The sequence below is a fragment of the Salimicrobium album genome (genome assembly GCF_900107115.1).
Taxonomy (GTDB): Bacteria; Bacillota; Bacilli; order Bacillales; family Halobacillaceae; genus Salimicrobium; species Salimicrobium album.
Genome location: NZ_FNOS01000007.1, coordinates 20,428 through 40,037 on the forward strand (window position 1 = coordinate 20,428; position 19,610 = coordinate 40,037).

At 47.6% G+C, this 19,610-nt stretch carries 23 protein-coding genes; all 23 read left to right on the forward strand.

Translation table 11 applies throughout. The annotated features are described in order from the left end of the window. Positions 1–236: 236 nt before the first annotated feature. The 23 genes from rpoB to rpsH all read left to right on the forward strand — a co-directional run bounded on the left by rpoB (position 237) and on the right by rpsH (position 19,583). Positions 237–3,764: a DNA-directed RNA polymerase subunit beta gene (gene rpoB / locus BLU03_RS12100; RefSeq protein WP_093108006.1), complete on the forward strand. Its 3,528-nt coding sequence runs from the start codon at positions 237–239 to the stop codon at positions 3,762–3,764. 59 nt (positions 3,765–3,823) lie between these two features. Further along, positions 3,824–7,432: a DNA-directed RNA polymerase subunit beta' gene (gene rpoC, locus BLU03_RS12105; RefSeq protein ID WP_093108008.1), complete on the forward strand. Its 3,609-nt coding sequence runs from the start codon at positions 3,824–3,826 to the stop codon at positions 7,430–7,432. 123 nt (positions 7,433–7,555) lie between these two features. Beyond that, on the forward strand, positions 7,556–7,804 hold the full coding sequence (locus BLU03_RS12110) for a ribosomal L7Ae/L30e/S12e/Gadd45 family protein (protein WP_008592510.1): 249 nt from the start codon (positions 7,556–7,558) through the stop codon (positions 7,802–7,804). A 95-nt stretch (positions 7,805–7,899) separates the two neighbouring features. Then, the gene (gene rpsL, locus BLU03_RS12115; protein ID WP_008592513.1) at positions 7,900–8,313 is read left to right on the forward strand and encodes a 30S ribosomal protein S12; all 414 of its coding nucleotides are present in this window, start codon (positions 7,900–7,902) and stop codon (positions 8,311–8,313) included. 38 nt (positions 8,314–8,351) lie between these two features. Beyond that, the gene (gene rpsG / locus BLU03_RS12120) at positions 8,352–8,822 is read left to right on the forward strand and encodes a 30S ribosomal protein S7 (protein WP_093108010.1); all 471 of its coding nucleotides are present in this window, start codon (positions 8,352–8,354) and stop codon (positions 8,820–8,822) included. Positions 8,823–8,864: 42 nt separating this feature from the next. Next, positions 8,865–10,943: an elongation factor G gene (gene fusA, locus BLU03_RS12125; protein WP_093108012.1), complete on the forward strand. Its 2,079-nt coding sequence runs from the start codon at positions 8,865–8,867 to the stop codon at positions 10,941–10,943. 123 nt (positions 10,944–11,066) lie between these two features. Next, entirely contained in the window at positions 11,067–12,257 is a 1,191-nt protein-coding gene (tuf, locus tag BLU03_RS12130; RefSeq protein ID WP_093108014.1) for an elongation factor Tu, read from the forward strand. Between the two features lie 324 nt (positions 12,258–12,581). Further along, positions 12,582–12,890 (forward strand): 30S ribosomal protein S10, encoded by a 309-nt coding sequence (gene rpsJ, locus BLU03_RS12135; RefSeq protein WP_008592522.1) that lies wholly within the window; start codon positions 12,582–12,584, stop codon positions 12,888–12,890. A 29-nt stretch (positions 12,891–12,919) separates the two neighbouring features. Next, a complete protein-coding gene (gene rplC, locus BLU03_RS12140) occupies positions 12,920–13,549 on the forward strand; it encodes a 50S ribosomal protein L3 (protein ID WP_076572514.1) in 630 nt (209 codons plus the stop codon). Positions 13,550–13,573: 24 nt separating this feature from the next. Next, the gene (gene rplD, locus BLU03_RS12145; RefSeq protein ID WP_093108016.1) at positions 13,574–14,197 is read left to right on the forward strand and encodes a 50S ribosomal protein L4; all 624 of its coding nucleotides are present in this window, start codon (positions 13,574–13,576) and stop codon (positions 14,195–14,197) included. Continuing rightward, positions 14,197–14,484, forward strand: coding sequence for a 50S ribosomal protein L23 (gene rplW / locus BLU03_RS12150; RefSeq protein ID WP_076572510.1), 288 nt, complete (start codon positions 14,197–14,199; stop codon positions 14,482–14,484). Before rplD ends, rplW begins: the two co-directional genes overlap by 1 nt. 25 nt (positions 14,485–14,509) lie before the next feature. Next, positions 14,510–15,343, forward strand: coding sequence for a 50S ribosomal protein L2 (gene rplB / locus BLU03_RS12155; RefSeq protein ID WP_076572508.1), 834 nt, complete (start codon positions 14,510–14,512; stop codon positions 15,341–15,343). Between the two features lie 58 nt (positions 15,344–15,401). Further along, complete coding sequence (gene rpsS / locus BLU03_RS12160) at positions 15,402–15,680, forward strand: 30S ribosomal protein S19 (RefSeq protein WP_008592531.1); 279 nt, start codon at positions 15,402–15,404, stop codon at positions 15,678–15,680. A gap of 20 nt (positions 15,681–15,700) precedes the next feature. Next, positions 15,701–16,042 carry a 50S ribosomal protein L22 gene (gene rplV / locus BLU03_RS12165; protein ID WP_076572506.1) on the forward strand — a complete coding sequence of 114 codons (342 nt, stop codon included), beginning with the start codon at positions 15,701–15,703 and terminating at the stop codon, positions 16,040–16,042. A gap of 3 nt (positions 16,043–16,045) precedes the next feature. After that, a complete protein-coding gene (gene rpsC / locus BLU03_RS12170; RefSeq protein ID WP_076572504.1) occupies positions 16,046–16,687 on the forward strand; it encodes a 30S ribosomal protein S3 in 642 nt (213 codons plus the stop codon). 18 nt (positions 16,688–16,705) lie between these two features. Then, positions 16,706–17,140: a 50S ribosomal protein L16 gene (gene rplP / locus BLU03_RS12175; protein ID WP_008592536.1), complete on the forward strand. Its 435-nt coding sequence runs from the start codon at positions 16,706–16,708 to the stop codon at positions 17,138–17,140. Next, a complete protein-coding gene (rpmC, locus tag BLU03_RS12180) occupies positions 17,130–17,330 on the forward strand; it encodes a 50S ribosomal protein L29 (protein ID WP_008592538.1) in 201 nt (66 codons plus the stop codon). Before rplP ends, rpmC begins: the two co-directional genes overlap by 11 nt. A gap of 24 nt (positions 17,331–17,354) precedes the next feature. Further along, positions 17,355–17,618 carry a 30S ribosomal protein S17 gene (rpsQ, locus tag BLU03_RS12185; RefSeq protein WP_008592540.1) on the forward strand — a complete coding sequence of 88 codons (264 nt, stop codon included), beginning with the start codon at positions 17,355–17,357 and terminating at the stop codon, positions 17,616–17,618. Positions 17,619–17,659: 41 nt separating this feature from the next. Further along, positions 17,660–18,028 (forward strand): 50S ribosomal protein L14, encoded by a 369-nt coding sequence (gene rplN, locus BLU03_RS12190; RefSeq protein WP_076572500.1) that lies wholly within the window; start codon positions 17,660–17,662, stop codon positions 18,026–18,028. Between the two features lie 37 nt (positions 18,029–18,065). Next, positions 18,066–18,377, forward strand: coding sequence for a 50S ribosomal protein L24 (gene rplX / locus BLU03_RS12195; RefSeq protein WP_008592543.1), 312 nt, complete (start codon positions 18,066–18,068; stop codon positions 18,375–18,377). A gap of 27 nt (positions 18,378–18,404) precedes the next feature. Beyond that, positions 18,405–18,944 carry a 50S ribosomal protein L5 gene (gene rplE / locus BLU03_RS12200; RefSeq protein WP_076572498.1) on the forward strand — a complete coding sequence of 180 codons (540 nt, stop codon included), beginning with the start codon at positions 18,405–18,407 and terminating at the stop codon, positions 18,942–18,944. Positions 18,945–18,969: 25 nt separating this feature from the next. Beyond that, the gene (locus BLU03_RS12205; protein ID WP_008592548.1) at positions 18,970–19,155 is read left to right on the forward strand and encodes a type Z 30S ribosomal protein S14; all 186 of its coding nucleotides are present in this window, start codon (positions 18,970–18,972) and stop codon (positions 19,153–19,155) included. A 29-nt stretch (positions 19,156–19,184) separates the two neighbouring features. Beyond that, positions 19,185–19,583, forward strand: a complete 399-nt coding sequence (gene rpsH / locus BLU03_RS12210; protein WP_008592551.1) for a 30S ribosomal protein S8 — start codon at positions 19,185–19,187, stop codon at positions 19,581–19,583. Positions 19,584–19,610: the final 27 nt, after the last annotated feature.

Genomic DNA, 19,610 nt, shown 5'->3' on the forward strand with positions numbered 1-19,610 from the left:
TTTACTTAGTAGTAAAAATACGTAGAAATTCTTAGGAACTATGCGTATGTCCCTTTTCTTAATAAGGGAAACCTTTTTTTCTTTTTTGTCTAACGTTAGAGAGAAATGAAGATAAACCATTCACACTTCGTGGATGTTTACTATATTTACTTGCCAAGATTTAAGTAAGCAAGTTTTTTCGGCATGTATATGCCTTGAAATTTGTTAATAATATGCTTGTTTGAGGGGTGAATCTGTTGACAGGTCAACTAGTTCAATATGGACGACACCGCCAGCGTAGAAGTTACGCGCGTATCAGTGAAGTTTTGGAATTGCCGAATCTTATCGAGATTCAAACAGCTTCGTACGATTGGTTCCTTAAGGAAGGTTTGAAGGAGATGTTCCAGGACATCTCTCCTGTAGAAGATTTTACGGGGAATCTGTCTCTTGAGTTCGTGGATTACAGTCTCGGAGAACCGAAATATCCGGTGGATGAATCGAAGGACCGGGACGTGACGTACAACGCACCTCTTCGTGTGAAGGTTCGTCTGCACAATAAAGAAACCGGGGAAGTGAAAGAACAGGAAGTATTCATGGGAGACTTCCCGCTTATGACGGATACAGGTACTTTCATTATAAACGGTGCGGAACGTGTCATCGTTTCGCAGCTGGTCCGCTCCCCGAGTGTCTATTTCAACGCCAAAGTCGATAAGAACGGGAAACGTGGTCACACTGCCACAGTTATTCCGAACCGCGGTGCATGGCTTGAATTTGAAACGGATGCGAAAGATGTAGCCCACGTGCGTATCGACCGTACCCGTAAGATGCCGATCACTGTACTGCTTCGTGCTCTCGGTTTCAGTAACGATGAGGAAATCATCGAGCTGCTTGGAGACAACGAATATTTAAGAAATACTCTTGAAAAAGACAATACGGAGAACAGTGAGAAAGCTCTTCTGGAAATTTACGAGAGACTTCGCCCTGGAGAGCCGCCGACAGTGGAAAATGCGAAAAACCTTCTCATTTCCAGATTCTTCGACCCGAAACGATATGACTCGGCGCGTGTCGGTCGTTACAAGATGAACAAGAAGCTTCATATTAAGGATCGTCTTTTTAATCAGGTGCTTGCGGAGACGCTTGTAGATGAAGAAACGGGAGAAGTTCTCGGTGAAAAAGGCGACAAAATCGACCGTCGTCTTCTGAATAGACTCATCCCTCACTTCGATAAAGAAGAGAATTCGCTCGCTGAAGAAGATCTCCAGCCTGGAGACGCAATTCTGGATGAAGATGTTAAAGTTCAATCTGTGAAGGTCGTGGACCCTACAGATCCGGAAGGTGAAAAATCGATCAATGTTATCGGTAATGCGAACGTGGATAAAGATGTGAAACACATCACTCCTGCCGATATCGTATCATCCATCAGTTATTTCTTTAACCTCCTCCATAAAGTCGGTCATACAGATGATATCGACCATCTGGGTAACCGTCGTCTGCGCAGTGTCGGAGAGTTGCTGCAGAACCAGTTCCGTATCGGTCTTTCCCGTATGGAGCGTGTAATCCGTGAACGTATGTCCATCCAGGACACCTCTTCCATTACACCACAGCAGCTCATTAACATCAGACCGGTGATAGCTTCTATCAAGGAATTCTTCGGAAGTTCCCAGCTGTCCCAGTTTATGGACCAGACGAACCCGCTTGCCGAACTTACGCATAAGCGTCGTCTGTCCGCGCTTGGACCTGGTGGTCTGACACGTGAGCGTGCAGGTTTTGAAGTTCGTGACGTTCACTATTCCCACTACGGGCGTATGTGCCCGATCGAAACGCCGGAAGGCCCGAACATCGGACTGATCAACTCGCTTTCAAGCTATGCGAAAGTGAATGAATTCGGCTTTATTGAGACGCCGTATCGCCGTGTGGATCACGAAACCGGTAAAGTCACGGAATATATCGATTACCTGACGGCGGACGAGGAAGACAACTATGTAGTCGCTCAGGCGAACGCCATTCTGAATGAAGACGGTTCTTTTGCGGACTCTGAAGTTATCGCCCGTTTCCGTGGTGAGAACACGGCCGTGAGCCGCGATCGCCTCGACTATATGGACGTTTCACCGAAGCAGGTCGTTTCTGCTGCGACTGCCTGTATTCCTTTCCTTGAGAACGATGACTCCAACCGTTCTCTTATGGGTGCCAACATGCAGCGTCAGGCAGTACCTCTTATCCAGCCGGATGCCCCTATTGTAGGTACCGGGATGGAATATGTGTCCGGTAAGGATTCCGGTGCATCGGTCATCAACCGTCACCCTGGTATCGTAGAACGGGTGGAAGCGAAAGAAGTACACGTACGCCGTATCTCCGAAGTGGACGGAAAAGAAGTGGAAGGCGATCTCGACAAATACCGTCTCCAGAAATTCATCCGCTCCAACCAGGGCAGCTGTTACAACCAGCGTCCGATCGTATCCAAAGGAGACCGTGTCAACAAAGGTGAAATCCTTGCCGATGGACCTTCCATGGATATGGGAGAGCTGGCGCTCGGACAGAACCCGCTCGTGGCCTTTATGACCTGGGATGGTTATAACTACGAGGACGCCGTAATCATGAGCGAACGTCTCGTAAAAGACGATGTGTATACTTCCATCCATATCGAGGAATATGAATCGGAAGCCCGTGATACAAAACTCGGACCGGAAGAAATCACCCGCGATATTCCGAACGTAGGGGAAGAAGCTCTTCGTGATCTTGATGATCGCGGAATTATCCGCATAGGCGCAGAGGTTAGTGACGGAGATCTTCTCGTCGGTAAAGTGACGCCTAAAGGTGTTACCGAACTTTCCGCAGAAGAACGTCTCCTCCACGCTATTTTTGGAGAAAAAGCCCGTGAAGTACGGGACACTTCCCTGCGTGTGCCGCACGGTGCCGGTGGTATCGTCCTTGACGTGAAGATATTCAACCGTGAAGACGGTGATGAATTGTCTCCTGGTGTAAACCAGCTGATCCGCGTATATATCGCTCAGAAACGTAAGATTTCTGAGGGGGACAAAATGGCCGGACGTCACGGTAACAAAGGTGTCATTTCAAAAATCCTTCCGGAAGAAGACATGCCTTTCATGCCTGATGGAACACCGGTGGACGTCATGCTCAACCCGCTTGGTGTACCGTCCCGTATGAACATCGGACAGGTGCTGGAACTGCATCTCGGTATGGCTGCCCGTCAGTTGGGTGAGCGTGTCGCATCCCCTGTTTTCGACGGGGCCCGTGAAGAAGATGTGTGGGAAACACTCGAGGAAGCAGGACTTCCGCGCGATGCGAAAACGCTCCTCTATGACGGACGTACCGGAGAACCGTTCGACAACCGTATCTCCGTAGGTGTGATGTATATGATCAAGCTGTCCCACATGGTGGACGATAAACTTCACGCCCGTTCGACAGGACCTTATTCACTCGTAACTCAGCAGCCGCTTGGCGGTAAAGCGCAATTCGGCGGTCAGCGTTTCGGTGAAATGGAAGTATGGGCTCTGGAAGCATACGGTGCGGCTTATACCCTTCAGGAAATTCTGACAGTGAAGTCGGATGACGTCGTTGGACGTGTGAAGACGTATGAAGCGATCGTAAAAGGGGATAACGTCCCTGAACCCGGAGTGCCTGAATCCTTCAAGGTACTGATCAAGGAACTGCAGAGTCTCGGTATGGATGTAAAAATTCTTGCTGCCGACGAATCAGAAATAGAAATGCGAGATCTTGAAGAAGATCAGATTATCGAAACTGAAAAGCTGAATATGGAAAGCTAAGAGACGAAAGCACAAAATGGCTTGGGGAAAACCTGGAGACTTTAAGGGAGGTAAGCCCTTTGATAGATGTAAATAATTTTGAATATATGAAGATAGGTTTAGCTTCATCCGATAAGATTCGTTCCTGGTCATACGGAGAAGTGAAGAAGCCGGAAACAATCAACTACAGGACGTTGAAACCGGAGAAGGACGGTCTTTTCTGTGAGCGTATTTTCGGTCCTCAAAAGGACTGGGAGTGTCACTGCGGAAAATACAAACGTGTCCGGTACAAAGGAATCGTTTGTGACCGTTGTGGAGTGGAAGTGACGAAATCGAAAGTACGCCGTGAGCGTATGGGGCACCTGGAACTCGCTGCCCCGATTTCTCACATCTGGTACTTCAAAGGAATTCCGAGCCGGATGGGACTTGTACTTGATATGTCCCCGAGAGCGCTGGAAGAGGTCATTTATTTTGCCTCTTACATCGTTACGGATCCGGGAGAAACGGGCCTTGAGAAGAAACAGCTTCTTTCCGAGAAGGAATACCGTTCGTATCGCGAGAAGTACAGAACCGGTTTTCATGCTGATATGGGAGCCGAAGCAATCCGTCTCCTTCTATATGATATAGATCTTGATGAAGAAGTGGGAACACTTAAAGAAGAATTGAAAACAGCGCAGGGACAGCGACGCACAAGAGCGATTAAGCGTCTCGAGGTGCTGGAGTCCTTCCGTAACTCAGGGAATGACCCTGCATGGATGATTCTTGATGTTCTTCCGGTCATCCCTCCGGAGCTTCGTCCGATGGTACAGCTGGATGGAGGCCGTTTTGCGACGTCCGACCTGAACGATCTGTATCGCCGGGTCATCAACCGTAACAACCGTCTGAAGCGTCTGCTTGATCTTGGAGCTCCGACTATTATCGTGCAAAACGAAAAACGTATGCTTCAGGAAGCAGTGGATGCGCTTATCGATAACGGGCGTCGCGGTCGTCCGGTCACCGGTCCCGGTAACCGTCCTTTGAAATCTCTTTCTCACATGCTGAAAGGGAAACAGGGTCGTTTCCGTCAGAACCTGCTCGGGAAACGTGTCGACTATTCCGGTCGTTCCGTTATCATCGTAGGTCCGAGTCTGAAAATGTACCAGTGTGGGCTCCCGAGAGAAATGGCGCTGGAACTGTTCAAACCGTTCGTTATGAAAGAGCTTGTCTCAAGAGGTCTTGCTCACAACATCAAATCGGCGAAACGTAAGATTGAACGGGTTCACGACGAAGTATGGGATGTACTGGAAGACGTTATCAAAGAACATCCGGTACTGTTGAACCGCGCACCTACACTTCACCGTCTGGGTATCCAGGCTTTCGAACCGACACTGGTGGAAGGACGGGCAATCCGCCTTCACCCGCTCGTTTGTACTGCTTATAACGCAGACTTCGACGGGGACCAGATGGCCGTGCACGTTCCTCTTTCTTCCGAGGCTCAGGCAGAAGCACGCATCCTGATGCTTGCCGCTCAGAACATCCTGAACCCGAAAGATGGAAAACCGGTCGTTACACCGTCCCAGGACATGGTACTCGGTAACTATTACCTTTCTCTTGAGAGGAAAGGCGCTATCGGTGAAGGTATGAGATTCAAAGATCTGAACGAAGCTCTTATGGCTTATCAGAACGGATATGTACACTTGCACACACGTGTAGCAGTACAGGCCAGTTCACTTAAAAACGAAACTTTCACCGAAGAACAGAAGAACCAGATGCTGGTTACGACTGTCGGGAAGCTTATTTTCAACGACATGCTTCCGGCTTCGTTCCCTTACATGAACGAGCCGACTCAGAGCAACCTGGAAATTAAAACACCTGATCATTACTTCATCGAAAAAGGTACGGACGTCCACGAAGATCTGAAACAGCGGGAGATCGTACCACCTTTCAAAAAAGGTATACTCGGTGATATCATCGCCGAAGTGTTCAAACGCTTCTCTATCAGTGAAACGTCCCGTATGCTGGATGAGATGAAGGATCTCGGTTTCAAATATTCCACGAAAGCCGGTATTACTGTCGGGGTTTCCGATGTGGTGGTACTGAGTGACAAAGAAGAAATTCTTGATGAAGGACAGGAGAAAGTGGACCAAGTCTCCAAGCAGTTCCGTCGTGGTCTGATTACAGATACAGAGCGTTACAACCGCGTCATTGAAATCTGGTCGCAGGCGAAAGACACCATTCAGGAACGTCTGATGGCGTCTCTCGATACTACCAACCCGATTTACATGATGAGTGATTCCGGAGCGCGTGGTAACGCATCCAACTTCACTCAGCTTGCCGGTATGCGTGGTCTTATGGCTAACCCGTCCGGACAGATCATCGAACTACCGATCAAGTCCAGTTTCCGGGAAGGTCTTACTGTGCTTGAGTACTTTATTTCCACACACGGGGCACGTAAAGGTCTTGCGGATACCGCACTTAAGACTGCCGACTCCGGGTATCTCACCCGTCGTCTTGTAGACGTGGCTCAGGATGTAATTGTACGTGAAGATGATTGCGGAACGGACAGAGGACTGAACGTGTCCGCTCTTAAAGAAGGTTCCGAAGTCATCGAACCGCTCGTGGATCGTCTCGTTGGACGGACGTCATTCCAGAAAGTGACTCATCCGGAGACCGGAGAGGTGCTGGCTGTGCGTAACGAAATCATCTCCGAAGAAGCAGCGAAAACGATTGAAGATTCCGGAGTGGAAGAGGTAACCATCCGCTCGGCCTTCACTTGTCATACGAAACACGGCGTTTGTAAGAAGTGTTACGGTCGTAACCTGGCAACAGGTGACGAAGTGGAAGTCGGAGAGGCAGTAGGAATCATTGCTGCTCAGTCTATCGGTGAACCTGGTACGCAGCTTACTATGCGTACGTTCCACACAGGCGGAGTTGCCGGAGATGACATCACGCAGGGTCTTCCGCGTATCCAGGAGATCGTGGAGGCACGTAATCCGAAAGGACAGGCGGTCATCTCAGAAATCGACGGTTCGGTGTATGATGTGAAAGAAGTTAAAGAGAAACTTGAAATCACTGTACAGGGAGCCGTAGAATCCCGAAGTTATACAGCTCCTTACGGGGCAAGAATGAAACTGAACGTCGGAGATGAAGTGAAATCCGGGGACGCTCTTACGGAAGGTTCTATCGATCCGAAAGAACTGCTTCAGGTAAGAGGTCTTGAAGGGGTGGAAGCTTACCTCCTTAAAGAAGTTCAGAAAGTGTACCGTATGCAAGGGGTGGAAATTTCCGATAAACACGTAGAAGTAATGGTGCGCCAGATGCTTCGTAAGGTGCGTGTGCTGGACTCCGGTGATACGGATGTACTTCCAGGGACTCTCATGGAAATCCATCAGTTCAAAGAAGCCAACCAGCGTGTACTCATGGAAGGCGGGCAGCCGGCAGTCGGCAGACCGGTCATCCTTGGTATTACGAAGGCTTCCCTTGAAACGGACAGCTTCCTTTCGGCTGCTTCCTTCCAGGAAACGACTCGTGTCCTGACCGATGCAGCGATCAAAGGAAAACGCGATGAACTACTTGGTCTTAAAGAGAACGTTATTATCGGTAAACTTGTGCCTGCGGGTACCGGCATGAATCGTTATCGTACGATCCAGTCCGAACACGAGAACAAGAACCGGGAAGAGCAGGTTCAGGAAGAACCTACGCAAGCTTAAATACAAGGGTGACAGAAGGAAGTACCTTGAGAAAAAAACTCTATGGAGTGTTGACACTCATAGGATAGGGTGGTACTATAATCAAGGTGCTTCCACAACCTTGTTACTTTGGAGGATATGCTATTGTCTTATGAAAAAGTAGCACAGGCTAAATCGAATTTAGTGATTGGAACAAAGCAGACCATCAAAGCGATTAAAGCCGGAACAGTAACGGAAGTGATAGTGGCAGCAGATGCCGATCCGGAAGTTACAGGAAAGGTGATCAAAGTCGCCCGTCAATTTTCCGTTGACTACCATGAAGTTCCATCAGCAAAAGAACTCGGAAACGCCTGCGGAATTGATGTAGGTGCTGCAACAGTGGCTATTAAATAACAGGTTTTGGCGCGTGTTGCGCGAAAGCTTTGTTTTTTGCCTTTTTATGAACCACCTGGATGTGTGGTATTAAGAAATGAAGGGAGGACAACATCATGCCAACAATTAACCAACTCGTACGTAAAGGCCGTGTGAGTAAAAGTAAAAAAACTGACTCACCAGCTCTTAACAAGGGGTATAACAGTTACAGAAAACGCATGACTGACGAGCCGTCTCCACAAAAACGTGGTGTATGTACCCGTGTCGGTACAATGGCTCCGAAGAAACCGAACTCGGCTCTTCGTAAATATGCACGTGTGCGTTTGACTAACCAGCTCGAAGTGAACGCCTACATTCCAGGAATGGGGCACAATCTTCAGGAGCACAGTGTGGTACTTATCCGTGGCGGTCGTGTTAAAGACTTGCCAGGTGTACGTTATCACGTTGTTCGCGGTGCGCTTGACACAGCACCGGTAGAAGGCCGCAGACAAGGCCGTTCCAAGTACGGTAGAAAAAAACCTAAGCAGTAAAATAAAACGATCAACACTCGAAGGAAGGAGGGGGACATATGCCACGTAAAGGTCCAGTAGCTAAACGTGATGTGTTAGCCGACCCTATTTATGATTCCAAGCTAGTAACGCGTCTGATCAACCAGATTATGGTGGACGGTAAACGCGGGAAAGCCCAGACCATTCTTTACAAAGCATTTGAACTCGTTCAGGAACGTAGCGGAAATGATGCCATGGAGGCTTTTGATGAAGCCATGAAGAACGTAATGCCAGTACTTGAAGTACGCGCCCGCCGCGTCGGTGGTTCCAACTATCAGGTACCGGTTGAAGTTCGTCCGGAGCGTCGTCAGGCACTCGGACTCCGTTTTCTTGTAAACTATGCGCGTCTACGCGGCGAGAAGACAATGCAGGAACGTCTGGCGAATGAAATTCTTGACGCAGCAAACAATACAGGTGCTGCCGTGAAACGCCGTGAAGAAATGCACAAGATGGCCGAAGCGAACAAAGCATTCGCTCACTATCGCTGGTAAGTACGAGAAACAAAAATTCTTAATTAGGGAGGAGAAGGATTCATGCCTAGAGAGTTCTCCTTGGAAAATACTCGGAACATTGGCATCATGGCTCACATCGATGCCGGTAAAACGACAGCAACAGAACGTATCCTTTTCTACACGGGGCGTATTCACAAAATCGGAGAAACACACGAAGGTGCTTCTCAGATGGACTGGATGTCCCAGGAGCAGGAGCGTGGAATCACGATTACTTCTGCAGCAACGACAGCACAATGGAAAGGTCACCGTATCAACATCATCGATACACCGGGACACGTAGACTTCACAGTCGAAGTGGAACGTTCCCTGCGTGTATTGGACGGATCCATTGCTGTACTGGACGCCCAGTCCGGTGTAGAACCTCAGACAGAAACAGTATGGCGCCAGGCGACGACGTACGGCGTTCCGCGTATCGTATTCGTCAACAAGATGGATAAAGTAGGAGCAGATTTCATCTACTCCCTCGGAACCCTTCAGGAACGTCTCGGAGCTAACGCTGCGGCTGTACAGCTTCCAATCGGTGCCGAAGATCACTTCGAAGGAATTATCGATCTGATCTCTATGCAAGCCTTCTACTATCTTGATGATCTCGGAACGCGTGCGGAAGCCCGCGAAATCCCGGATGAGTATAAAGAACAGGCGGAAGAATACCGTGGTAAACTTATCGAGTCCGTTGCAGAACTTGACGAAGAGCTCATGATGAAATATCTCGAAGGAGAAGAAATCAACAACGACGAGCTTAAGAAAGCTATTCGTCAGGGTACCCTGGACGTTGAGTTCTACCCGGTATACTGCGGATCTGCCTTTAAAAACAAAGGTGTTCAGCTACTTGTTGACGGAGTTATCGACTACCTTCCATCACCGCTGGATGTACGTGCCATTGAAGGCCACGTGCCACAGACGGAAGAAGAAGTAGTACGTAAACCTGACGATGACGAGCCGTTCTCCGCTCTTGCATTTAAAGTGGCGACGGATCCTTACGTCGGTAAACTTACTTTCTTCAGGGTTTACTCAGGTACGTTGAAATCCGGTTCATACGTGAAAAACTCCACGAAGGATAAACGTGAGCGTGTAGGTCGTATCCTGCAGATGCACGCAAACTCCCGTGAAGAGATTTCACAAGTGTACTCCGGTGACATCGCCGGTGCCGTCGGACTTAAAGATACTGGAACAGGAGACACATTGTGTGATGAAAAGAATCTCGTTATTCTTGAAACCATGGAATTCCCTGAACCGGTAATCGACGTAGCGATCGAGCCGAAATCGAAAGCGGATCAGGACAAAATGTCCATCGCTCTTGGTAAACTGGCAGAAGAAGATCCTACATTCCGTACGGAAACACATGAAGAAACCGGTCAGACGATCATCTCCGGTATGGGTGAACTTCACCTGGACATCATTGTTGACCGTCTGAAACGTGAATTCAAAGTGGACGCCGACATCGGTGCTCCGCAGGTTGCCTATCGTGAAACATTCCGCGCTTCTGCGAATGTGGAAGGTAAATTCGTACGTCAGTCCGGCGGACGTGGTCAGTATGGACACGTATGGGTCACTATCGAACCTAACGAAGAAGGTGCCGGTTTTGAGTTCGTGAACAAAATCGTCGGTGGTGTAGTACCACGCGAATATATCCCTTCCGTTGAACAGGGACTCAGAGAATCAATGGAAAACGGTGTGTTGGCCGGTTACCCGCTTGTTGACGTTAAAGCTACTCTTTTCGATGGAAGCTACCACGATGTAGACTCTAACGAAATGGCATTTAAAGTAGCTGGTTCCATGGCGCTTAAAGAAGCGAAAAGTAAATGTCAGCCGGTACTTCTTGAGCCGATGATGAGAGTAGAAATCGTCATCCCTGAAGAGTACATGGGAGACATCATGGGTGATGTCACTTCACGTCGTGGACGTGTAGACGGTATGGAAGCTCGCGGACCGGCTCAGGTCGTAAACGCGTACGTACCGCTTTCCGAAATGTTCGGTTACGCGACTGCTCTTCGTTCTAACACGCAGGGTCGCGGAGCTTACACTATGTACTTTGATCACTATGCAGAAGTGCCGAAAAGCATTTCCGAAGAGATCATTAAGAAAAACGTCGGTGGTTAATTAATCTTATTGACGTTTAAAAGGAATAATTGTATGGTAAGCAGAGAAGAATTTGGTTTCTTCCCTGCTCCATCCAATACCTTTATAAATACATTTTCATTATATTAAAGGAGGAACTATAGAATGGCTAAAGAAAAATTCGACCGGTCAAAGTCCCACGTTAACATTGGTACTATCGGACACGTTGACCATGGTAAAACAACTCTAACTGCAGCAATCACAACTGTACTTCACAAAACTTCCGGTAGCGGGGAAGCTCGCGCATACGACTCCATCGATGGAGCACCTGAAGAGCGCGAGCGTGGGATCACTATCTCCACAGCTCACGTTGAGTACGAAACTGAAACTCGCCACTATGCACACGTAGACTGCCCAGGTCACGCTGACTATGTTAAAAACATGATCACTGGTGCAGCTCAAATGGACGGAGCTATCCTTGTAGTATCCGCAGCTGACGGTCCGATGCCACAAACTCGTGAGCACATCCTTCTATCCCGTCAGGTCGGTGTTCCGGCTATCGTTGTTTTCCTTAACAAAACTGACATGGTAGACGACGAAGAACTTCTTGAACTTGTTGAAATGGAAGTTCGCGATCTTCTATCCGAGTATGACTTTGACGGAGACGAGTCTCCAGTTGTTAAAGGTTCTGCTCTTAAAGCTATCGAAGGCGATGCTGACCACGAGCAGGCTATCCTTGACCTTATGGCTGAAGTTGATGCTCACATCCCAACACCGGACCGTGACACAGACAAGCCATTCATGATGCCTGTTGAGGACGTTTTCTCCATCACTGGCCGTGGTACAGTTGCGACTGGCCGTGTTGAGCGTGGACAGGTTAAAGTCGGTGACGATGTAGAAATCATCGGTCTTGCTCCAGAAGCTAAGAAAACTACTGTAACTGGTGTTGAAATGTTCCGTAAGCTTCTCGACTATGCAGAAGCTGGCGACAACATTGGTGCACTTCTACGTGGTGTAGCGCGTGAAGATATCAACCGCGGTCAGGTTCTTGCTAAGCCGGGTACTATCACACCGCACACGAAATTCCACGCGGAAGTATATGTACTTTCAAAAGATGAAGGTGGACGTCACACTCCATTCTTCGACAACTACCGTCCGCAATTCTACTTCCGTACTACGGACGTAACTGGTGTTATCGAACTTCCTGAGGGAGTAGAAATGGTAATGCCTGGCGATAACGTAGAGATGACAGTTAACCTTATCTCTCCAATCGCAATCGAAGACGGTACGAAGTTCTCCATCCGTGAAGGTGGACGTACTGTAGGCGCCGGCGTTGTTGCCCGTATCGACGAGTAATAATAAAAGCCCGAAAAGATCAGGGGATTGCCCCCTGATCTTTTTTTGTTACCAGAACATTTTCATTCGCTGAATCAGTTCTCGAAAAAACGGGGTTGCATTCAGCGGGGAAAATAGGTAGAATGTTTAAGGATGATCACATAAAAAAATTACTAAACCCCTTGCATTTAAGGGGGGTTTTCTTTATAATATTTAATGTTGGTCATGAAAGACGATGATACGGAAGGTTGTTGACACACCCGGCCCCTTTGCCATGGCAGGTGAGTCAAGGAATTTTCGTGGAGCCAGTCTGTTTTGAAAATAGGCGATAAAGGAGGGAAAATAATGGCAAAAGAGAAAATTCGTATTCGTTTGAAGGCGTTCGATCACAGAGTTCTGGATCAGTCCGCTGAAAAGATTGTAGATACAGCTAACCGTTCTGGAGCTGAAGTATCGGGTCCGATCCCGCTTCCTACAGACAAATCGGTGTACACTGTACTACGTGCGACCCACAAATTCAAAGATGCTCGTGAGCAGTTTGAAATGCGCACGCACAAGCGTCTTATCGACATTGTAAACCCGACACCACAAACGGTCGATGCATTGATGCGTCTGGACCTGCCGTCTGGTGTAGATATTGAAATCAAACTATAAATGAAACGATATAATAGGAGGTGTAACGGATGACGAAAAGTATCTTAGGACGTAAAGTCGGTATGACTCAGATCTTCTCCGATAACGGAGAACTTGTACCTGTAACAGTAATTCAGGCTGAGCCGAACGTAGTTCTTCAAAAGAAAACTACGGAAAATGACGGTTACGATTCCATTCAATTAGGTTTCGCTGATCAAAAAGCGAATCGTGTGAAAAAGCCTGAAACAGGACATGCTAAAAAAGCTAACACAACACCTAAGCGCTACGTTCGTGAAGTCCGTAACGTTAATACTGACGACTATGAACTTGGTCAGGAAGTTAAGGTGGATTTATTCGCAGAAGGTGACGCAATCGACGTAACAGGAACATCCAAAGGGAAAGGGTTCCAGGGAACGATCAAACGTTTCAACCACTCCCGCGGACCTGAAACACACGGTTCACGCTATCACCGTCGCCCTGGTACGCTTGGGGATATCAACTCCATGCACGTATTTAAAGGCAAAGACCTTCCGGGTCAGATGGGTGGCAATCAGGTAACCATTCAAAACCTTGAAGTAGTGAAAGTTGACGCTGAGCGCAACCTGCTTCTCGTTAAAGGTAACGTACCTGGTGCGAAAAAATCTTACGTACAAGTTCAAAGTGCGGTCAAGGCTAACTAATAATAAACGAAAGGAGGATATGTCATGCCTAAAGTAGCACTATTTAACCAAAGCGGTTCGAAAGTTGGAGATTTGGATTTGAACGATGCGGTATTCGGTATCGAACCGAACACACACGTGCTTCATGAGACTGTTCTTATGCAACAGGCTTCCAAGCGTCAGGGGACGCATAAAGTGAAGTCACGCGGCGAAGTGAGTGGCGGTGGACGTAAACCATGGCGCCAGAAAGGTACAGGTCGTGCCCGTCAAGGTACTATCCGTGCCCCGCAATGGGTAGGCGGCGGAACAGTATTCGGCCCTACACCACGCAGCTACAGTTACAAATTGCCTAAAAAAGTACGTCGTCTTGCACTTCGTTCTGCTTACTCTTCAAAAGTTCAGGAAGAAAACCTTTTTGCCGTAGAAGAGTTGTCCATGGACGCTCCGAAAACGAAAGAAGTAGTCAACTTCCTTAAAGCACTGGACGCAAACGAAAGTGCACTTATCATTACAGCACAGAAAGAAGAAAATGTCGTTCTTTCTTCCAATAACCTGCCAAAAGTCGAAACGGTAACGTTTGACCAAGTAAGCGTTCTTGATTTGCTTACGCATGACAAAGTTATTGTAACGAAAGATGCGGCTGAAAAAGTAGGGGAGGTGCTCTCATAATGAAAGAACCACGCGATATTATTAAGCGCCCCGTAATCACTGAGAATTCTGCCGATCTTATGGGAGAAAAGAAATACACGTTTGAAGTGGAAACAAAAGCTAATAAAACGGAGATCAGAAAAGCAGTCGAAGAGATTTTCGGAGTAGAAGTAGCCGGCGTCAACACTATCAACCGCAAAGGTAAATTCAAGCGCATGGGCAGGTACGGTGGATACCGTTCCGATAAGAAACGTGCGATTGTTACACTTACTGAAAACAGTGAAGAAATCGAATTTTTCGAAGTATAAATAAAAACTGAAGGAGGGAAAAAAGATGGCGATTAAAAAATTCCGTCCAATAACTAATGGTCGTCGGCATATGTCTATGTCAGACTTCGCAGAAATTACTACGGACAAACCGGAACGCTCCCTGCTTACTCCGCTGCACAAACGCGGTGGACGTAACACGCACGGTCGTATCACGGTTCGTCATCAAGGCGGCGGACACAAGCGTCAGTACCGTGTTATCGACTTCAAACGCGATAAAGACGGAATACCAGGACGCGTTGCTACGATCGAATACGATCCGAACCGTTCCGCTAACATTGCATTGATCAACTATGCAGATGGGGAGAAGCGCTACATCCTTGCACCGAAAGGTCTTAAAGTAGGCAAAGAAATTTCTTCCGGGAAAGATGCAGACATCAAACCGGGTAACGCAAAAAAACTGATCGACCTGCCTGTAGGTACGACAGTACACAACGTTGAACTGAAACCAGGACGCGGCGGTCAGCTTGTACGCTCCGCAGGTGCTTCCGGTCAGATTCTCGGTCGTGAAGGCAAGTACACACTTGTACGTCTCGCTTCCGGAGAGGTTCGCCTCATCCTCAGCACGTGCCGTGCAACTATCGGCCAGGTAGGAAACGTTGAACATGAACTTATCAGCATCGGTAAAGCTGGACGTTCCCGCTGGCAAGGTAAGCGCCCGGGTGTACGTGGTTCTGTTATGAACCCTAGTGATCACCCACACGGTGGTGGTGAAGGCCGTGCCCCTATCGGTATGCCATCTCCAGTTACACCATGGGGTCAGCCGACTCTTGGTTACAAGACGCGTAAACGTAATAAATCTACTGATAAATATATTGTACGCAGAAAAGGTAAAAAATAACGGGATTGAAAGGGCGGGATAACAACCCCGTCTCTCAATCGCGAAGGGAGGTTTATCAATGGGCCGCAGCCTGAAAAAGGGACCTTTTGTAGATGACCATTTGATGAAAAAAGTCGAAAGCAACAACGAAGGTAACAACAGTCACGTGATCAAAACGTGGTCACGCCGTTCCACAATTTTCCCAAACTTCGTCGGTCAGACAATTGCTGTATATGACGGACGTAAACATGTACCAGTTTATGTTACAGAAGACATGGTAGGACACAAACTGGGTGAATTCGCACCGACCCGTACGTTCAAAGGGCACTCTGGTGACGACAGAAAAACAAAACGCTAAGGTAGAGAGGAGGCACTTCCATGCAAGCTAAAGCAGTTGCTAAAACAGTCCGTATCGCTCCTCGTAAAGCGCGTTTAGTTATCGACTTGATTCGAGGAATGGACACCGGTGATGCTATTGCGACACTACGCAACACAAATCGCGGAGCTTCGCCGATTATTGAAAAAGTATTGAATTCAGCTATCGCTAACGCTGAACACAACAATGAGCTGGATCCTGACAACCTGGTCGTTTCCGAAGCATTCGTAGACGAAGGCACAACACTCAAACGTTTCCGTCCACGTGCTATGGGACGCGCGAGTCAGATCAACAAAAGAACCAGCCACATCACAGTGGTTGTATCAGAAAAGAAGGAGGGATAATCAGTGGGCCAAAAAGTTAATCCGATAGGTTTCCGTGTCGGTGTCATTCGCGACTGGGAGTCGAAATGGTACGCAGACAACGAATATGCAAACCTTCTCCACGAAGATATTGAAATCCGTGAATATATCGAGAAACGTCTAAGCGAAGCTTCTGTATCTACTATCGAGATCGAACGTGCTGCGAACCGCGTAAACGTAACGATCCATACCGCAAAACCTGGAATGGTTATCGGTAAAGGTGGTTCCGAAGTGGAAGCTCTACGTAAAGAATTGAACAACCGCACAGGCAAACGAGTTCACATCAACATTATCGAGGTTAAAAAGCCTGATCTTGATGCTACTCTCGTATCTGATAGTATCGCCAAGCAGCTGGAAAACCGCGTATCTTTCCGTCGTGCACAAAAGCAGAGCATTCAACGCTCCATGCGTGCAGGTGCCAAAGGTATCCGTACTCAAGTTTCCGGTCGTCTCGGCGGAGCTGACATCGCCCGTGCTGAATACTACAGTGAAGGAACTGTACCACTACACACATTGCGTGCAGATATCGACTATGGTACTGCAGAAGCTAACACCATGTACGGTAAACTGGGTGTTAAAGTGTGGATTTATCGTGGCGAAGTTCTTCCAACTAAAGGCAATCAATAAGAAAGGGGGAACCGCATTATGTTAATGCCAAAACGTGTTAAATATCGTCGTCAACATCGTCCAAGTCTGAAAGGCCGCGCAAAAGGCGGAACTTCTGTAGCGTTTGGTGAATATGGACTTCAGGCTGTAGATCCGGCATGGATCACCGCCCGTCAGATCGAAGCTTCCCGTATTGCCATGACCCGTTACATGAAGCGTAGCGGTAAAGTATGGATCAAAATCTTCCCTGACAAGCCATATACATCGAAGCCCCTCGAAGTTCGTATGGGTTCCGGTAAAGGTGCTCCGGAAGGTTTTATCGCAGTTGTTAAACCAGGAAAAATCATGTTCGAAATCGCAGGGGTATCGGAAGAGGTAGCGCGCGAAGCGTTGCGTCTGGCTTCTCATAAGCTCCCGATTCGTACTAAATTTGTAAAACGTGAAGAAATTGGTGGTGAAATCAATGAAGGCTAATGAAATCCGCGAACTAACCACTGCCGAAATTGAACAGAAGGTAAAGTCTCTTAAAGAAGAACTTTTTAATCTGCGTTTCCAACTGGCTACAGGCCAACTTGAGAACACTGCTCGCATTCGTCAGGTTCGCAAGTCCATCGCCCGTATGAAGACAGTTGCACGCGAACGTGAACTAAGCACGAACAATTAATAATGGAGAGGAGGACACCCTCACATGGCTGAACGTAATAATCGTAAAGTATATACTGGTCGCGTTGTGTCCGACAAAATGGACAAAACGATCACTGTACTTGTTGAAACGTATAAATTCCACAAGCTTTACGGCAAGCGTGTTAAATATTCCAAGAAATTTAAAACGCATGACGAAAACAACCAGGCGAAACAGGGAGACGTGGTACGCATCATGGAAACCCGCCCTCTATCCGCTACAAAACGTTTCCGTCTCGTAGAAGTAATCGAAGAAGCAGTTACTATCTAAAAAGATGATTCGGAGATATTCCGAAGGGAGGTTACACGTAAATGATCCAACAGGAATCACGTCTAAAAGTTGCAGACAACTCTGGTGCACGCGAGATCCAAACCATTAAAGTGCTGGGCGGTTCCGGTCGTAAGACTGCGAACATCGGTGATGTCATCACTGCTACGGTTAAACAAGCAACACCAGGGGGCGTTGTTAAAAAAGGTGAAGTTGTTCAGGCTGTCATCGTACGTACGAAAAGTGGTGCACGTCGTAAAGACGGCTCTTACATTCGTTTCGACGAAAACGCTGCGGTTATCGTCCGTGAAGATAAAGGACCGAGAGGAACCCGTATTTTCGGACCAGTAGCCCGTGAACTTCGTGAACACAAATTCATGAAGATCGTTTCACTAGCTCCGGAAGTTCTATAAAAAATCAAGAAAGCCGTGGTAAGGAGGTGCGCGAAGTATGCACGTAAAAAAAGGTGACAAAGTCATGGTTATCTCTGGAAAAGATAAAGGAAAGCAAGGTACGGTACTTGAAGCTTACCCTAAGAAAGAACGTGTCCTCGTTGAAGGTGTCAACGAAGTGAAAAAGCACGCTCAGCCTTCTCAGGATAATCCTCAGGGCGGTATCCTTACTCAGGAAGCAGCTATCCATGTATCCAACGTTCTACCGATCGATCCTAAGTCCGGTGAACCGACAAGAATCGGTCATAAGACAGAGAATGGTAAAAAGGTTCGTATCGCGAAAAAATCCGGTGAAGCACTAGATAAATAATCCAACTGGCGAAAGGAGGGCTTACCGATGAACGAACTTCAACAGAAATATCAAAAAGAAATTGTTCCATCCCTTATGGAAAAGTTCAACTACGATTCCGTAATGGAAACTCCGAAAATTGAAAAGATCGTTATCAACATGGGTGTAGGCGATGCTGTGCAGAACGCTAAAGCACTTGATAACGCGGTAGAGGAACTGGAGCTTATCTCCGGTCAAAAACCGATGGTAACGAAAGCGAAGAAATCTATCGCTGGATTCCGTCTTCGTGAAGGAATGCCAATCGGAGCTAAAGTTACTCTGCGCGGAGAGCGCATGTACGAATTCTTTCAGAAGTTGATCGCCGTGTCATTGCCACGTGTCCGTGACTTCCGTGGTATCTCCAAGAAAGCATTCGACGGCCGCGGTAACTACACTCTAGGTGTGAAAGAACAATTGATTTTCCCGGAAGTCGACTATGACAAAGTTAACAAAGTACGTGGTATGGATATTGTTATCGTTACCAGTGCTGAATCAGACGAAGAGTCTCGTGAACTATTAGCTCAGTTCGGTATGCCGTTTAAAAACTAAGAACTGACTATAAGGAGGGAAAATAGTGGCTAAAAAATCAATGGTTGCGAAACAACAGCGCAAACAGAAATTCCAGGTACGCGAATACACTCGTTGTGAACGTTGCGGACGTCCGCATTCCGTACTTCGTAAATTCAAGTTGTGCCGTATATGTTTCCGCGAACTAGCATATAAAGGACAAATTCCTGGCGTCAAAAAAGCCAGCTGGTAAACCCGAGGACTGGGAAGGAGGTAAAAGTTATGACAATGACAGATCCAATTGCAGATATGCTGACTCGTATTCGTAACGCGAATATGGTACGTCACGAGAAGTTGGAGCTACCGGCTTCTAACCTGAAAAGAGAGATCGCTGATATCCTTAAACGTGAGGGTTTCATTCGTGACTATGAACAGGTAGAGGATGGTAAGCAGGGCATACTTCGTATTTTCATGAAGTACAGCCAGACAGAGCAGAAAGTAATTTCAGGCATCAAGAAGATTTCGAAACCGGGTCTTCGTGTGTATGCACAAGCTGACGAAGTGCCGAGAGTTCTTAACGGCCTTGGTATTGCAGTCGTTTCCACATCAAAAGGTGTTTTGACAGATAAAGAAGCACGTGCACAAGCTATCGGTGGCGAAGTGCTTGCTTACATCTGGTAAGAAAACAGATACGAACAGGAGGTGTAA